Source organism: Streptomyces sp. NPDC026500 (assembly GCF_055567635.1).
The window spans coordinates 12,912-28,557 of sequence record NZ_JBVHQB010000016.1; the positions used below are offsets into that span (position 1 = coordinate 12,912).

The 15,646-nt window shown below is 71.3% G+C and carries 14 protein-coding genes; 8 read left to right on the forward strand and 6 right to left on the reverse strand.

What is annotated here, in order from left to right; all coding sequences use genetic code 11:
* Positions 1-56: 56 nt before the first annotated feature.
* From ACZ4N5_RS26820 to ACZ4N5_RS26835, 4 genes are read left to right on the forward strand one after another with little or no spacing between them, the layout of a single operon-like run.
* Complete coding sequence (locus ACZ4N5_RS26820; protein ID WP_467759596.1) at positions 57-815, forward strand: redox-sensing transcriptional repressor Rex; 759 nt, start codon at positions 57-59, stop codon at positions 813-815.
* On the forward strand, positions 812-2,527 hold the full coding sequence (locus tag ACZ4N5_RS26825) for a glutamyl-tRNA reductase (protein ID WP_467759597.1): 1,716 nt from the start codon (positions 812-814) through the stop codon (positions 2,525-2,527). The genes ACZ4N5_RS26820 and ACZ4N5_RS26825 overlap by 4 nt, the downstream gene beginning before the upstream one ends.
* Positions 2,524-3,483 (forward strand): hydroxymethylbilane synthase, encoded by a 960-nt coding sequence (hemC, locus tag ACZ4N5_RS26830; RefSeq protein WP_467759598.1) that lies wholly within the window; start codon positions 2,524-2,526, stop codon positions 3,481-3,483. The genes ACZ4N5_RS26825 and hemC overlap by 4 nt, the downstream gene beginning before the upstream one ends.
* Positions 3,480-5,183: a bifunctional uroporphyrinogen-III C-methyltransferase/uroporphyrinogen-III synthase gene (locus ACZ4N5_RS26835; RefSeq protein WP_467759599.1), complete on the forward strand. Its 1,704-nt coding sequence runs from the start codon at positions 3,480-3,482 to the stop codon at positions 5,181-5,183. The genes hemC and ACZ4N5_RS26835 overlap by 4 nt, the downstream gene beginning before the upstream one ends.
* A gap of 91 nt (positions 5,184-5,274) precedes the next feature.
* Here ACZ4N5_RS26835 and ACZ4N5_RS26840 read toward each other — a convergent pair whose 3' ends face one another.
* Complete coding sequence (locus ACZ4N5_RS26840) at positions 5,275-5,499, reverse strand: DUF397 domain-containing protein (RefSeq protein WP_467759775.1); 225 nt, start codon at positions 5,497-5,499, stop codon at positions 5,275-5,277.
* A gap of 314 nt (positions 5,500-5,813) precedes the next feature.
* Here ACZ4N5_RS26840 and ACZ4N5_RS26845 point away from each other — a divergent pair, with 314 nt between their 5' ends.
* Both ACZ4N5_RS26845 and hemB read left to right on the forward strand, forming a co-directional pair.
* On the forward strand, positions 5,814-6,692 hold the full coding sequence (locus tag ACZ4N5_RS26845; RefSeq protein ID WP_467759600.1) for a helix-turn-helix domain-containing protein: 879 nt from the start codon (positions 5,814-5,816) through the stop codon (positions 6,690-6,692).
* A gap of 239 nt (positions 6,693-6,931) precedes the next feature.
* The gene (hemB, locus tag ACZ4N5_RS26850; protein ID WP_467759601.1) at positions 6,932-7,924 is read left to right on the forward strand and encodes a porphobilinogen synthase; all 993 of its coding nucleotides are present in this window, start codon (positions 6,932-6,934) and stop codon (positions 7,922-7,924) included.
* 99 nt (positions 7,925-8,023) lie between these two features.
* On the opposite strand, the gene ACZ4N5_RS26855 is transcribed toward hemB, so the two are convergent.
* From ACZ4N5_RS26855 to ACZ4N5_RS26865, 3 genes are read right to left on the reverse strand one after another with little or no spacing between them, the layout of a single operon-like run.
* Complete coding sequence (locus ACZ4N5_RS26855; RefSeq protein WP_467759602.1) at positions 8,024-8,416, reverse strand: hypothetical protein; 393 nt, start codon at positions 8,414-8,416, stop codon at positions 8,024-8,026.
* Positions 8,409-9,272, reverse strand: a complete 864-nt coding sequence (locus ACZ4N5_RS26860) for a heavy metal-binding domain-containing protein (protein ID WP_467759603.1) — start codon at positions 9,270-9,272, stop codon at positions 8,409-8,411. The genes ACZ4N5_RS26855 and ACZ4N5_RS26860 overlap by 8 nt, the downstream gene beginning before the upstream one ends.
* Before the next feature lies 1 nt (position 9,273).
* Positions 9,274-10,149, reverse strand: coding sequence for a heavy metal-binding domain-containing protein (locus ACZ4N5_RS26865; protein ID WP_467759604.1), 876 nt, complete (start codon positions 10,147-10,149; stop codon positions 9,274-9,276).
* A gap of 283 nt (positions 10,150-10,432) precedes the next feature.
* Between ACZ4N5_RS26865 and ACZ4N5_RS26870 the strand changes: the two genes are divergently transcribed.
* On the forward strand, positions 10,433-11,335 hold the full coding sequence (locus ACZ4N5_RS26870; RefSeq protein ID WP_467759605.1) for an SAM-dependent methyltransferase: 903 nt from the start codon (positions 10,433-10,435) through the stop codon (positions 11,333-11,335).
* A 140-nt stretch (positions 11,336-11,475) separates the two neighbouring features.
* Positions 11,476-12,684, forward strand: a complete 1,209-nt coding sequence (locus tag ACZ4N5_RS26875) for an aminotransferase-like domain-containing protein (protein WP_467759606.1) — start codon at positions 11,476-11,478, stop codon at positions 12,682-12,684.
* Between the two features lie 69 nt (positions 12,685-12,753).
* Here the strand turns inward: ACZ4N5_RS26875 and ACZ4N5_RS26880 are convergent, their stop codons facing one another.
* Together ACZ4N5_RS26880 and argS are read right to left on the reverse strand one after the other, a co-directional pair.
* The gene (locus tag ACZ4N5_RS26880; protein WP_467759607.1) at positions 12,754-13,632 is read right to left on the reverse strand and encodes a DUF4253 domain-containing protein; all 879 of its coding nucleotides are present in this window, start codon (positions 13,630-13,632) and stop codon (positions 12,754-12,756) included.
* 142 nt (positions 13,633-13,774) lie between these two features.
* On the reverse strand, positions 13,775-15,544 hold the full coding sequence (argS, locus tag ACZ4N5_RS26885) for an arginine--tRNA ligase (protein WP_467759608.1): 1,770 nt from the start codon (positions 15,542-15,544) through the stop codon (positions 13,775-13,777).
* Positions 15,545-15,646 lie beyond the last annotated feature (102 nt).

The window sequence follows — 15,646 nt, forward strand, 5'->3', positions numbered from 1 at the left end:
GGGGCGGTCTAGGTACGTGTGACCGCCTGCAGCCCCGCTCTACCCGCAGGAGCACCGTGGCAACTGGCCGAACTCACCGACCGGCGACCCGCAGCCGAGGAATTCCCGAGGCCACCGTCGCCCGGCTTCCGCTGTACCTCCGAGCCCTCACCGCACTGTCGGAGCGCTCGGTACCCACGGTCTCCTCCGAGGAGCTCGCGGCCGCGGCGGGGGTCAACTCCGCGAAGCTGCGCAAGGACTTCTCCTACCTCGGCTCCTACGGGACGCGCGGTGTGGGGTACGACGTCGAGTATCTCGTGTACCAGATCTCCCGCGAACTGGGCCTGACCCAGGACTGGCCGGTCGTGATCGTCGGTATCGGCAACCTCGGTGCGGCACTGGCCAATTACGGAGGGTTCGCCTCCCGCGGATTCCGCGTGGCGGCGCTCATCGACGCCGATCCCGCGATGGCCGGCAAGCCCGTCGCCGGGATCCCGGTCCAGCACACGGACGACCTGGAAAAGATCATCGACGAGAACGGTGTCTCGATCGGTGTCATCGCCACCCCGGCCGGAGCCGCCCAGCAGGTCTGCGACCGCCTGGTGGCCGCCGGAGTCACCTCCATCCTGAACTTCGCGCCGACCGTCCTGTCCGTCCCGGACGGCGTCGACGTGCGCAAGGTCGACCTCTCCATCGAGCTGCAGATCCTCGCCTTCCACGAGCAGCGCAAGGCCGGCGAGGAGGCCGAGGCGCAGGCCGGTGCCGCCGCCCCGGCCGTGCAGGAGAACAACGGCAAAGGACCCGACGGGGATGTTCCCGCCGTGATGCCGGCATGAGTCTCCTCGTCGTCGGACTGAGCCACCGCAGCGCTCCGGTCAGCGTCCTCGAGAGGGCCGCGCTCTCCGCGGACGCCCAGGTCAAGCTGCTCCAGGACACCCTCGCCGCCGAGCCGGCCGCCGAGGGTGCGGTGCTCGCCACCTGCAACCGCATCGAGCTGTACGCCGACGTGGACAAGTTCCACGCGGGCGTCGCCGAGCTGTCCACGCTGCTCGCCCAGCACAGCGGGGTCGGCCTGGAAGAGCTCACTCCCCATCTGTACGTGCACTACGAGGACCGGGCCGTCCACCACCTCTTCTCGGTGGCCTGCGGCCTGGACTCGATGGTCGTCGGCGAGGGCCAGATCCTCGGCCAGATCAAGGACGCGCTCGCCACCGCGCAGGAACTGCACACCGCGGGCCGTCTCCTCAACGATCTGTTCCAGCAGGCCCTGCGGGTCGGTAAGCGCGCCCACTCCGAGACCGGCATCGACCGCGCCGGACAGTCCCTGGTCACCTTCGGCCTGGAGCAGCTGTCCGCCGGACGGGCCGTCGAGGCCTGGGCCAAGGGCAAGAAGGCCCTCGTCATCGGCGCGGGCTCGATGTCCTCGCTGGCCGCCGCGACGCTCGCGCGTGTCGGCGTCGGCGAGATCGTGATCGCCAACCGCACCCCCGACCGCGCCGAGCGCCTCGCCGAGATCCTCACCGGCGGCGACGACACGGACGTGCTGGCCCGCGCGGTACCGATGGACTCGGTTCCGGTCGAGCTGACACGTGCCGACATCGCCGTGTCCTGCACCGGAGCGACCGGGATCGTCCTGACGGCCGAGACCGTCGCGGCCGCCGTCGAAGGACGTACGGGAACACCCGCGGCGCTGCGCCGGACGTCGGACGGCCCGGCCGGTCACCTCGCGCCCGCAGGTGCCGGCACCGAGGACGCCTGCCCGCTGGACCTGTCCGCCGTGCAGGGCGCCACCGGCTTCTCCGTGATGGGCGAGGCGGCCGTCGCCGGCATGGACGCCGCCACCCTGGAGCAGCACGCGGCCTGGGTGGACAAGGGCACCGGAACCGTCGAGCGCCGCGACAGCCGTCGTACGCCCGACGAGGATGCCGTCGCCGACGCCGACCTCATCACCGCGCTGGCCGCCACCGTCGCCACGGTCGGCCGCATCCCCGAGCGTCGCAGGCCCGCACCCGTCGTCGAGGCCCCCCGCCCCGCGCCGGTGCTCGCGCTGCTCGACCTCGCGATGCCCCGTGACATCGACGCGGCCGTGCACCGGCTGCTCGGTGTGCGGCTCGTCGACCTGGAGTCGCTGGCCGAGGCCTCCGCGGACGCGCCGATGGCCGCCGACGTGGACCAGGTCCGCCGGATCGTCTCCGACGAGGTGGCCGCGTTCGGCGCCGCCCAGCGGGCCGCGCACATCACCCCCACCGTCGTGGCGCTGCGCGCCATGGCCGCCGACGTCGTCGCGAACGAGATCGCCCGGCTGGACGGACGGCTGCCGGACCTCGACGACAAGCAGCGCGGCGAGATCACCCAGACCGTGCGGCGCGTCGTCGACAAGCTGCTGCACGCGCCGACCGTACGGGTCAAGCAACTCGCCGCCGAGCCCGGCGGTGCCGGGTACGCGGACGCGCTGCGGACCCTGTTCGACCTGGACCCGGAGACGGTCGCCGCCGTCTCGCGGGCCGAGAACAACACCGAGAACGCCAAGAACCGAGGGCGAGCATGAGTGAGCAGGCTTTGAGGCTCGGGACCAGGCGCAGCAAACTCGCCATGGCCCAGTCCGGGCAGGTGGCGGACGCCGTGAGCCAAGTGACCGGACGGCCGGTCGAGCTCGTTGAGATCACGACGTACGGCGACGTTTCCCGCGAGAACCTCGCGCAGATCGGCGGCACGGGCGTCTTCGTGACCGCGCTGCGGGAGGCACTGGTGCGCGGGGAGGTCGACTTCGCCGTGCACTCCCTCAAGGATCTTCCGACCGCGCAACCCGAGGGCCTCGCGCTGGCCGCCGTGCCGGTCCGCGAGGACGTGCGCGACGTGCTTGTCGCCCGTGACGGACTGACCTTCGCGGAGCTGCCGGACGGCGCGCGCGTCGGCACCGGCTCGCCGCGCCGTATGGCCCAGCTGAACGCGTACGCGCGCAGCCACGGCATGACGATCGAGACGGTCGCCATCCGAGGGAACGTCGACACCCGCATCGGGTACGTCCACGCCGGGGAGCTCGACGCCGTCGTGCTCGCCGCCGCCGGACTCAACCGGATCGGCCGTATCGACGAGGTCACCGACTTCCTGTCGGTCGACACCGTTTTGCCCGCCCCCGGCCAGGGGGCCCTGGCGATCGAGTGTGCCGCGGACAACGCGGACCTCGTCGCCGCGCTCGGAGAGCTCGACGACCCGTTCACCCGGGTCGCCGTGACCGCCGAGCGATCCCTGCTTGCCGCCCTGGAGGCCGGCTGCAGCGCACCCGTGGGCGCGTTCGCCGACCTCCTGGCCGACGGGCAGGTTGTCAAGGAGATGCGCCTGCGCGGCGTCGTCGGCATGACCGACGGCTCGACGCTGGTGCAGCTGTCCACCACCGGTCCCGTGCCCGAGACACACGACCAGGCGATGTCGCTCGGCCGTGAACTCGCCGCCGAGATGCTTGCCAAGGGCGCGGCCGGTCTGATGGGGGAGCGAGCACTTTGAGCCCCACCAACTTTCCCGCCGGTCCGGTCCACGGGCACGTCACCTTCCTGGGTGCCGGACCCGGAGATCCAGGGCTGCTGACACTGCGCGCCGTCGAGGCGCTGGCGAACGCGGACGTCCTCGTCGCCGAGCACGATGTGCTCGACGTGGTACGTGTTCATGCCAGACAAGGCGTCGCCGTTCTGAACACGGATCCGGACACTTCGCCGGTTCCGTACCCGGGCACAGGCACGCCTCAGCTGACGGTTGTTGACGGCACGTCAACGACCGTTGGTGACCCCGCGTCGAGGGACGCTGCCAATCTTGTCATGGCGGCCGCGCGGGGCGGCAAGCGGGTCGTGCGTGCGGTGACCGGTGACCCCGGACTCGACACCTACGCCGCCGAGGAGATGCTGGCCTGCGCCGCCGCGGGCGTTCCGTTCGAGGTGGTGCCCGGCATCGCGGCCGCCGTCGGTGTGCCCGCGTACGCGGGTGTGCCGCTGCGGGACGCGCAGGGCGCGGACGTACGGTTCGTCGACGCACGGACCGCGTCGAACCGCTGCTGGACCGAGGTCGGCGCCTCCGACGGCACCGTCGTGGTGTCGGCGACGCTCGACTCGGTGGCCGCGGCGGCGGGTGAGCTGGTGGCCTCCGGCCGCAAGCCCGACACCCCGATGTCGGTGACGATCGCCGGTACGACGACCCGTCAGCGCACCTGGTCGGCGACCCTCGGCACGATCGCGCAGACGCTGAAGCAGGCGAAGGTGCTGCCGTCCCCGGACGGTGGCCGCCCGGTGATAGCCGTGGTCGGTGAGCGTTCCGCCGCCGCCCAGCGCGACCAGTTGTCGTGGTTCGAGTCCAAGCCGCTGTTCGGCTGGAAGGTGCTCGTGCCGCGTACGAAGGAGCAGGCGGCGTCGCTCTCCGACCAGCTGCGGTCGTACGGGGCCGTGCCGTACGAGGTGCCGACGATCGCCGTCGAACCTCCGCGCACGCCCCAGCAGATGGAGCGCGCGGTCAAGGGCCTGGTGACGGGCCGCTACGAGTGGATCGCCTTCACCTCGGTGAACGCGGTCAAGGCCGTGCGGGAGAAGTTCGAGGAGTACGGGCTCGACGCCCGTGCCTTCGCGGGCATCAAGGTCGCGGCGGTCGGCGAGTCGACCGCGAAGGCGCTCATCGCCTTCGGCGTGAAGCCGGACCTGGTGCCGAGCGGCGAGCAGTCGGCCGCGGGCCTGCTGGAGGACTGGCCGCCCTACGACCCGGTCTTCGACCCGATCGACCGGGTGTTCCTGCCGCGTGCGGACATCGCCACCGAGACGCTGGTGGCCGGGCTCATCGAGCTGGGCTGGGAGGTCGACGACGTCACGGCGTACCGCACCGTGCGCGCCTCGCCGCCGCCGGCGGACACCCGGGAGGCGATCAAGGGCGGCGGCTTCGACGCGGTGCTCTTCACCTCGTCGTCGACCGTGCGGAACCTGGTCGGTATCGCCGGCAAGCCGCACAACGTGACGGTGATCGCCTGTATCGGTCCCGCGACGGCCAAGACGGCCGAGGAGCACGGGCTGCGGGTCGACGTGATGGCTCCGGAGCCCTCGGTGCACAAACTGGCGGAGGCGCTGGCGGACTTCGGTCTGCGGCGCCGCGCCGCCGCCCTGGACGCCGGTGACCCGGTGACCCGGCCGAGCGAGCGCCGTCCCGGCTCGCGGAGGCGTCGGACCACCTGACGCCGGTGGCACCCGCCTCGCGCGCTTGAAGCGCACACGCCCCGCTGTCTCTTATTGGGAGACGGCGGGGCGTGCTTCGTTGTGCGGCCGGTCAGGCGGACGGCAAGAAGGCCGCCCAGGTGGTCGGGGTGAGGGTGAGGCGGGGGCCTTCGGGGTTCTTGGAGTCACGGACGAGGATGTGGTCCGGGACGGCGGCCACCTCGACGCAGTCGGGGCCGTCAGCCGAGCCGCAGCTGCTCTTGAACGATGGCCCGTCCGGGCGTGGGCCGTCGCCGGGGCCGGCCGAGTCCCGCTGACGGTGCGGGCGGAACTCGATCTCGGGCCTTGCCGGTGGCGCTCGTACCGGAGCCCGGCGAGCCGGGCTCCGGCGGCGCGAGGGCCGGGGCGGCGGGCGGTAAAAGACCAAAGGACCTGGGGAGAAAACCCTCCAACCGACCAAACCCCGCTCATGTCACACGAGCGGGTGAAACCGGTCGGTTCGGGTGGCGCGTGGGCGGTTCGGGCGTGCACTCTCGCCGCAGGTAACTCCGACAACTCCACACCCCCACACATGCTTCGGCCCCCGCCGGGACGGCAATCCCAGTGCGAGGGCCTGACCAACGAGGAAGACAGAGCCCCTTCCCCATGGCTGTGACCAAGCTTATCGATGCGCTGCTCCCGAAGCAGGGAGTACGGCGCAACGCCACCCACTCCGGCGTTACGCACGTACGTGAGTACCAGCCCGACCGGTACACGATCGTCGGCAACCACCTCGCCCAGCACCGAGGGCTCTCCGCGACCGCGATCGGGATCGCCGTGCACATCCTGTCGCTGCCCGAGGGCGCGCGGGTCGACATCCGCAGCCTCGCCGATCGGTTCCCCGAGGGGCGGGCCCGAACCGGCTGCGCGCTGCGGGAGTTGGAGGTACGCGGCTATGTCGAGCGGGTCCGGGAACGGCTCCCCTCCGGGCAGCTGGTCACGCGCACCTACGCCTACCACGCCCCCGCGCTCACCCGGGCCCGGCGGGAGGGAGAGCCCGAAACGGCCGCCCCGGCGCGGGAGGCATTTCCGACGACCACGGCTGTGCCGGCCCCGGACCTCGCGGTTGTGGACCTCACCGCCTCCGGCGCTTTGCCCTCCGCCGCCGTGCCCGAGCCGGTCGTGGCAGCCGACGTCGCACACGTAGGCGGTTCGGTCACCGAGGCCGAGCTCGCCGAGCCGACCTCCGCCCCCGCCGAGTGGGAGGCGCCCGGCAGCGAACACCGCGACAAGGCCGAAGCGCTCCTCGCCGGGCTGCGTCGGACCGACATCCGGTTGACGCTGTCCGGGCGGGAGGTGCGGCGTCTGGCTCCCCTGGTCGTGGCCTGGTTCGAGAACGGTCTCGGCAGAGCGTCGGTGATCTACGCCCTGACCGATGGCCTTCCCCTCCACGTGCGGAATCCGGCCGGCTTTCTTCGTAACCGCCTGTTGGATTCGCTTCCACCGGCGCTGCCGTCGTCTCCGGGGCCGGGGAGGGCGGGCCGCTCCTGAGTCAGCCGCTGCCCCGTTCATCCGCCATGGCGGACTGTGAAGGCGGCTGCAACCGGGCCTTCAGGGCGCCGTTCCGGGGAGCGTGGTGCCGTGACTGCCGTGCCGCCAGGCCCGGGGAAGGTCCCGTGGCTCCGGCATCCGCCCATGCCCTCGCCTGAGTCTCCCGACCCCGCCGGGCCCGTCGGGCTCCGACGCCGAGTCGGTAAAGGGGCCCCCGTGACGGGCGTAGCGTAGACGGCATGACGAAGTACGGATCCTTCCCCGGTACGCGTCCGCGGCGGCTGCGCACCACGCCCGCCATGCGCCGGATGGTCGCCGAGACCCGGCTGCACCCGGCCGACTTCATCCTCCCCGCGTTCGTCCGCGAGGGTGTGAGCGAGCCGGTGCCGATCAGCTCGATGCCCGGGGTCGTGCAGCACACGCGGGACAGCCTGAAGAAGGCCGCCGTGGAGGCGCTGGAGGCCGGGGTCTCCGGGATCATGCTGTTCGGAGTCCCCGACGAGGCGAAGAAGGACGCCGTCGGGACGCCCGGCACCGACCCCGACGGGATTCTGCAGGTCGCCCTGCGCGACGTGCGCGCCGAGGTCGGCGACGAACTGCTCGTGATGTCCGACCTGTGCCTGGACGAGACCACCGACCACGGGCACTGCGGTGTGCTCGACGACCAGGGCCGGGTCGACAACGACGCGACCCTGGAGCGGTACGCCGAGATGGCCCAGGTGCAGGCCGACGCGGGCGCCCATGTCGTGGGCCCCAGCGGGATGATGGACGGGCAGATCGGCGTCATCCGTGACGCCCTCGACCAGATCGGCCGCGAGGACGTGGCCATCCTGGCCTACACCGTGAAGTACTCCTCCGCCTTCTTCGGCCCCTTCCGGGAGGCCGTCGCCTCCTCGCTCAAGGGCGACCGCAAGACGTACCAGCAGGACCCGGCCAACGCGCGGGAGTCCCTGCGGGAGTTGGCGCTCGATCTGGAGGAGGGCGCCGACATGGTGATGGTGAAGCCCGCGGGCCCCTACCTCGACATCCTCGCCCGGGTCGCCGACGCGGTGGACGTGCCGGTCGCCGCCTACCAGATCTCCGGCGAGTACTCGATGATCGAGGCCGCCGCCGAGAAGGGCTGGATCGACCGGGACAAGGCGATCATGGAGACCCTGACCGGCATCAAGCGCGCCGGCGCCCAGAACATCCTCACGTACTGGGCGACCGAGGCCGCGCTGAAGCTGCGCTAGCGCCGCGGCCCGGGCTGATCGCCGGTGCCGGTGCCGGTCCCGGCAGTCGGCCCGGCGGTGATGTCGAACCGGCCGCCGGGTGTGCGGTGGCCGGGCCGGTCAGCCCAGGAAGCGTTCGACGGCCGCGCGGGCGCGGGCGTTCGAGGCCGCGGCGTCGGCCAGCGACCGGGCCAGAGCGTCGACCCACTCGTCCAGGCCCACCGTGCGCCGCGAGAGCACGATGCCCCGTACCTCGTGGCGGATCTCCCCGGTCACCGGACCCCGGTCCGTCCGCAGCGAGAGCCGCTGCTCCCCGAACGCGATGTCCAGCTCGGCGACCGTACCCTCGCGACCGGCCAGCCGGTCGGCGACGGAACGCCTGCGCCCCACCCGCACGGCGCCGGGCGGCAGCGAGTCCGCCAGGGCCTCGGACAGGACCCGGGCGTACAGGTTCAGGTCCGCGCTGTCCCGGCGCAGCGCCGCGGCGAGCAGTTCCACGTCCATCTCAGGCATCGAGGCTCAGCACCATCGTCGGACGTTCGATGACGTGGTCCTCGCGGAGCGGGCGCACCGCCGTCCCGATGGCGAAGAACTCGGTGGTGTGCGATCCCCAGGTGTGCGAGTGCTGGGTCAGTTGGACGGCCACGATCCCCTCGGCCTCCAGGGCCTGACCCTCCGCCTGCATACGGCTCATCGCCAGCTCGCGTGCGTCGTAGAGAGCCTGGGTGAACTGCTCGATCTCGACATTGCGGCCCGCGGTGCCGAGTACCTGGCCGAAGCGCTGGTGGGCCACGTGGTAGACGCATGACCCCATGACCATGTCCAGCGGCGCGTATCCGGCCCGGATCAGTGTCCAGAAATCCTGGCCGGACAGGTCCGAGGTGAAGGGCTTGCCCTTGTTGTTGAGCCAGGTCCCGGCCGGTCCCGGGTCCGCGCCGTCGGCCTTCACCGCCGTGCCGATCGCGATGAACTCGGCGATGTCCGAGCCGAACTCCTTGAACTCGATGTCCAGGCGGACGCCCACGATCCCGTCCGCTCCCAGCGCGCTCGCCTCCGCCTCCATCCGGCTCATCGCCAGCTCACGCGCGCTGTACATGGCCTGGGACAGCTTGGTCAGCTCCTGGTTGCTGGACCACCGGCCGAGCTGGATGCCCACGTGGTAGACCGAGGAGCCGAGGACCAGTCCGAGCGGACGGAAGCCGGCCTCGCGGACCAGCAGGAACTCGTTCACGGTCAGGTCCGAGGTGAAGAGCGAGCCCTTCTCCCCGGGCGTGAGCTGGGCAAGTCGCCGCATCGCGTCCTCGGACAGGCCCTCGGCGGCCGGTTGTGCGGCTTCTCCCGTCAGGTGCCGCCCTGTTCGCTCGGTCATGTCAGCGCTCGCGCTCCAGTCTCATGATGGTCAGGGGCCGGGGCCCGGTGGATCGCCGCGGGCGGTCGAACCGGACGACGGAGGTGCCGACGAAGACCGCCTCCGCGTCGAGGTCGCGGGACTTCCCGTAGGTGGTGGTGCACTCCCTCTCACTCACCTGCAGCTCCATCCCGTCGACGACCACCCCGTCGCCGCCCTGCTTCGCCGCGTCGAGGGCCAGCTGACTCCGGGCCTCCTGGCGGACGTGGCCGATCAACTGGGTGTAGCCGTCGACCTCCTGGTTCCCCGCGGTCCAGGAGATCCGGCGTGAGGTGCCCCAGTCGTCGTGCCGGGTGGCGAGCGCGATTCCGAAGGCGAGTCCGGCGGGAACCCATCCGCTGTGGATGAGCTTGGCGAAGTCCTGGCCGCTCAGATGCGACGTGAACGGCAGACGCGGGCGGATCCGCGAGCGGGCCCGGACCGCGGTGCCCAGCACGGTGAACTCCAGTCCCCCCGCAGGGAATTCGTCGATCCGCAGTCGCACCGCGACGATTCCGTCGCCGCCGAGCGCGCGGCACTCGGCCACCGCCCGGGACACTGCCAGCCTGCGCGCCGCGTACATCGTCCTCACCAACGGCGCGAACGAGGACGACCACGGTGAGGACGGTACGGGCCGGCCGTCGGTGACCGACCACGCGCCCGGACAGCCCCAGACGCCGGTGTATCCGATGTTGAAGACGGCCGTGCCGAGCACCTGTCCGACCGGCTCGAACCCGGCACCCTTGATCGCGGCGAACTCCTCCGCCGACAGTCCCGAGGTCCACGTGTCACCGGGGCGAGGACCGGCCGACCCGTCGCCGGGAGCACCGGCCGGACCGCCGTCTCGTCGGTGTGACATCGGTTCCTGTGTCATCGCCCTCTCGGCTCACCGTACGGATCAACGCGTCGCCGTTTTGCAGCGTATGCCATGGAAGAGATCGGCGAAACGGCGATCATAGGCATCAACGACCATGCTCGTGCAGGCCTTTGGGAGTGAGGACCCTGTCGCTGGGGGCGTACGGCCGTCCCTTGGGAGGACGCGATGGGAATCGGTTCCCATCGGCTGATCGGGACACCATCAAGTCCCGCCAGCAGTTAGGTTGTTGGCCGTTGAATGACGCGACCCCCCAGGGAGATGCCCCATGTCCGGTGACGCCCTCAGCCAGGACCCCGCGGAGCTGAGAAGGAGGATCGACACCACCAAGGCGCACCCCGCCCGGGTCTACGACGTCTTCCTCGGCGGCAAGGACAACTACCCGGTCGACCGGAACGCGGCCGCCGCCGCGCTCGCCGCCAACCCGCGGGGCTACCTCGACGTCCGGCACAACCGCGACTTCCTGCGCCGCGCCGTGACCACGCTGACCGCCGAGGACGGCATCCGGCAGTTCCTGGACATCGGCACCGGACTGCCCACGCAGGAGAACGTCCACCAGATCGCCCAGCGGATCACCCCGGACGCGCGGGTCGTGTACGTCGACAACGACCCGGTGGTCCTCGCCCACGCGCGCGCCCTGCTCACCAGCGGGCCCGAGGGTCGTACCGACTACATCGACGCGGACCTCAAGGAGCCCGGGCAGATCCTCGAACAGGCCGCCAAGACCATCGACTTCGACCAGCCGGTCGCCCTGGCGCTGGTCGCGGTTCTGCACTTCGTCGAGGACGCGGAGGCGTACCCGATCGTGCGGGGACTCGTCGACGCGCTGCCGTCCGGCAGCCGGCTCGTCCTCAGCCACCTCACCGAGGACCTGAACGCGGAGAACATCCGCGCGGTCCAACGGACGTTCACCGAGCGGGGGTTCACCTTCGTCCTGCGCTCGAAGGCGGAGGTCGAGCGCTTCTTCACCGAGAACGGCCTGGTACTGGACGAGCCCGGCGTCGTCCCCGCCCACCACTGGCGCCCCGACGGCAACGCCCCGGCTCCAGAGGTCGCCGACCCCGCCTTCCTGGCCACGCTCGACGACATCGAGAAGGTCCGCTACCGCGACATCAACGACGTCACGGACGCGGACATCAACGTGTACGTCGCGACGGGCGTCAAACCCTAGACGCTGTCGGTGAGTTGCTGTCCGTCCGTATGTCCGTATCGCGGAATTGACGGGTGTGGGCGACAGGTACCGGCCTAGGGTGCGGGCACGAGCCCGCCCCGGCGCGACGGGGCCGCCCGCAAGGACAAGGAGCCGTCACCGTGACCGTCACCGATCCCGCAGCCGCGACCGCCCCCGTGCCCCCGCTCGCAGCCAGGGCCACCGCGATCGGCGGTTCGCCGGTACGGGACATTCTCGCGGTCACGGCCCGCCCCGAGGTCATCAACTTCGCGGGCGGCCTGCCCGCCCCGGAACTGTTCGACGCGGACGGCATCGCGGCCGCGTACCGCGACGTCCTCGCCGAGGAGCCCCGACGGGCCCTGCAGTACTCGACGACCGAGGGCGAACCGGCGCTGCGGGCGGCCCTCGCCGGGCGGACGAGCGCGCGCGGACTGCCGACCGGGCCGGACGACGTCCTCGTCACCACCGGCTCGCAGCAGGCGCTGTCGCTGCTCGCCACCGCCCTGCTGGAACCCGGCGACACCGTCCTCGTCGAAAGCCCCTGCTATCTGGCGGCACTTCAGGCGTTCGCCTTCGCGGGGGCGCGGGTGCTGGCCGTGCCGGGCGACGGCGACGGCATCGACCCCGAGGCGCTCGACGAACTGGTGGCCCGGGAACGCCCCAAGCTGCTCTACACCGTGCCCACCTTCCAGAATCCGACCGGGCGCACCCTGCCGGCCGAGCGGCGGGCCGCCATCGCCCGTGTCGCCGCCGCCCGCGGGCTGTGGATCGTCGAGGACGACCCGTACGGAGAGCTGCGCTTCGAAGGCGAGCGGGTCCCGTGGATCGCCTCCCACGAGGGTGCCGGGGACCGGACCGTGCTCCTCGGGTCCTTCTCCAAGGTGATGGCGCCCGGCATGCGCCTGGGCTGGCTGCGGGCGCCCGCGGCACTGCGGCGCGCGTGCGCCGTCGCCAAGCAGGCCGCCGATCTGCACACCCCGACCGTCAACCAGCTGGCCGCCGTACGGTACTTGGCCGACCGGGACCTGGACGTCCACGTGGCACGGGTCGCGGCCGTCTACCGCGACCGCCGCGACGCCATGCTCGCCGGAATCGGCGACGCCCTCCCGGCCGGGTCGACCTGGACCCGCCCGGAAGGCGGCATGTTCCTCTGGGCCCGCCTGCCCGAGCCGTACGACACCACGGCGCTGCTCCGTCGAGTGGTGGACCAGGGGGTGGCGTACGTGCCCGGCGCGCCCTTCTACGCGGGCACGCCTGAGACGTCGACGCTGCGCCTGTGCTTCGTCACACAGGCCCCGGACGAGATCGCGGAGGGGCTGCGCCGGCTGGGGACAGGGCTGCGGGGCTAGGCGGTCCCGTCCCGACGACGGAGCGGCTCAGCCGGACGGGGGAGCCGCTCCGTCGGACGGGGGAAGGGCTCAGTCCCACCAGAAGGACCACACCCGTTCGTTCAGCACCTCCTGCTCGGCGTACTCGCGCAGGGTCGTGTGGTGGCCCTGGGTGATGTTGTCCGGGCAGAAGGCGAAGTGCTCGGCTGCGACCGCCTCGGCCTCCGTCATGGTCGTCGGGGGCGCCGCGACGGACAGCACCAACTGGTCGAAGGTCAGGGCCACCACCCGTATCCCGAAACGGTCCTCCCACGAGCGGAGGACGGCGCACAGACGCGCCACGTCGTTCTCGTAGTTCAGCGGGCCCGCCCAGCCCAGCGCCGCCGGGATGTCGGCGCTGCGGCGCGCCGGAACGAGCGCGAGGCGCGGCTCCTTCAGCCACGAGCCGCTGTCCGCGAGGGCGTCGGAGATCTCCGCGGCGCGGGCGTCCGGATCGGCCTCCAGCGGCGTGGCGGCGGCCGGCCCCGGCCATGTGGGGCCGTACGGCGCGACGGTCGCGTCATAGGGGTCCGGCTTGCCGAAGAGACTCTCCACGACCTCCTTGCTCGCGTACTCCTTGTCGCCGTCCAGTTCGTCCGCCGCGTACTGCTCCCAGAACTCGGCCAGCACCTCGTCGGCGTCGTGATCCCCGGGGTACGACATCTCGTCGGGCATCAACTCCCATTCCTCGGGACCCTTCTGCGCGCCACCGACGTCCAGCAGCACGGGCAGCAGGCCCGACGCCCGTGCGGGGCTCAACGCGGTCCAGTCCCCTGTGGCGGGCCGCTCCCCGGCATGCCACAGCAGCGGCTCGTGCCACGTCCCGTCGTGGGTCGTGTCGATGAGTCTCCCGGCGGGGAGCTGAAGCCCGAGCGTGCGCCCACTCGGGTCTGCCGCCAGCCGCGGCAGCGGATTGGGAAGAGTCGCCATGCCGGTGACTGTAGGACCCGCCACTGACAACGGCCGGGGCGCGGTGCCCGGCGGGCGGCAGAACCTCCCCCGGACAGCGAAGAGCCCCACCGTCCGGGGGCGCCCGGACAGTGGGGCTCTTCGTGGAGCCGTGGATCCTAGGTCAGAGCCGCTCGGGCGTCCTGATGCCCAGGAGGGTCATGCCCTGGTGGAGCGTGCGGGCCGTCAGGTCGCAGAGGAACAGACGGTTCTCCGCGACCTCCTGCGCCGGGGCCGGCTTGATGACCGGGCACTGGTCGTAGAACGTCGTGTAGAGCGAGGCCAGTTGGTACAGGTACGCCGCCAGCTTGTGCGGGGCGTACTCGGCGGCGACCTCGTCCAGCGTCTCGCCGAACCGGTCCAGGTGCAGACCGAGCGCCCGCTCCGCCGGGGCCAGTTCGAGCTCCGGGTGCGCCACCGGCGTACGCTCGCCGGCCTTGCCGAAGATCGACCGGATACGGGCGTACGCGTACTGGAGGTACACGGACGTGTCACCGTTGAGCGAGACCATCTGGTCCAGGTCGAACTTGTAGTCCCGGACGGCGGAGGTGGAGAGGTCCGCGTACTTCACGGCGCCGATGCCGACGTACCGGCCGTTCTCCTCGATCTCCCGCTCGCTCAGGCCCACCTTCTCGGCCTTCTCCCGCACGACGGCCGTCGCCCGGTCGATCGCCTCGTCGAGCAGGTCGACCAGCCGGACCGTCTCGCCCTCACGCGTCTTGAACGGCTTGCCGTCCTTGCCCAGCACCGTGCCGAAGGCGAGCTGGTGGGCCTTGACGTCGTCGTTCAGCCAGCCGGCCCGGCGCGCGGTCTCGAAGACCATCTTGAAGTGCAGGGACTGCCGGGCGTCCACCACGTAGATGAGGCTGTCGGCCTTCAGGTTGAAGACACGGTCCCTGATCGCCGACAGGTCGGTGGCCGCGTAGCCGTAGCCGCCGTCCGACTTCTTCACGATCAGCGGGACCGGGTTGCCGTCCGGACCCTTCACATCGTCGAAGAACACGCAGAGCGCGCCGTCCGAGCGGACCGCCACGCCCGACTCCTCCAGGATGCGGCACGTCTCGTCCAGCATGTCGTTGTAGCCGGACTCGCCCACCACGTCGGCGTCGTGGATCTCCATGTCCAGCTTGTCGAAGACCGAGTAGAAGTAGATCTTCGACTCGTCCACGAACTTCTGCCACATGGCCAGCGTCTCGGGTTCACCCGCCTGGAGGTCCACCACCCGGCGCCGCGCCCGCGTCTTGAACTCCTCGTCGGAGTCGAAGACGGTCCGCGCCGCCTTGTAGAGCCGGTTCAGGTTCGACATGGCCTCCTCGCCGGAGACCTCGCCGCCCTTGTGGTCCAGCTCGTGCGGGTGCTCGATCAGGTACTGGATGAGCATGCCGAACTGGGTGCCCCAGTCGCCGATGTGGTGCCGGCGCACGACGGACTCGCCGGTGAACTCCAGGATCTGCACGACCGCGTCACCGATGACCGCGGACCGCAGATGACCGACGTGCATCTCCTTCGCGACGTTCGGCTGCGCGTAGTCGATCACCGTCGTGCCCGGGTGCTCCGCGAGGGGCACGCCGAGGCGCGCGCCGTCCGCGTACCGCTCCGCCAGGTTCGCGACGATCGCCCGGTCGGTGATCGTGATGTTCAGGAAGCCGGGCCCGGAGACCTCGATGTCCTTGATCACGTCACCCGACTCGACCCGGGACACGACCTGCGTCGCCAGCTCGCGCGGGTTCGCCTTCGCCTTCTTGGCGAGGGCCAGGATCCCGTTGGCCTGGAAGTCGGCCCGGTCGCTTCGGCGCAGCAGCGGGTCAGCGGAACCGGCCTCCGGCAGGGCTGCCGAGAGGGCGTCCGCGAGGCGCTGATGGACGGAAGCGGTGAGGGACGTGACCGAGGCCATGGAGTGGCTGCCGTTCTGCTCGGGTTCCGGAGTTTCTGACTACAAGGTGAGTACAAGGAAAGCCAGTATCCCACGCGGTGAAAAGCCGTTTTCGCGGTTGAG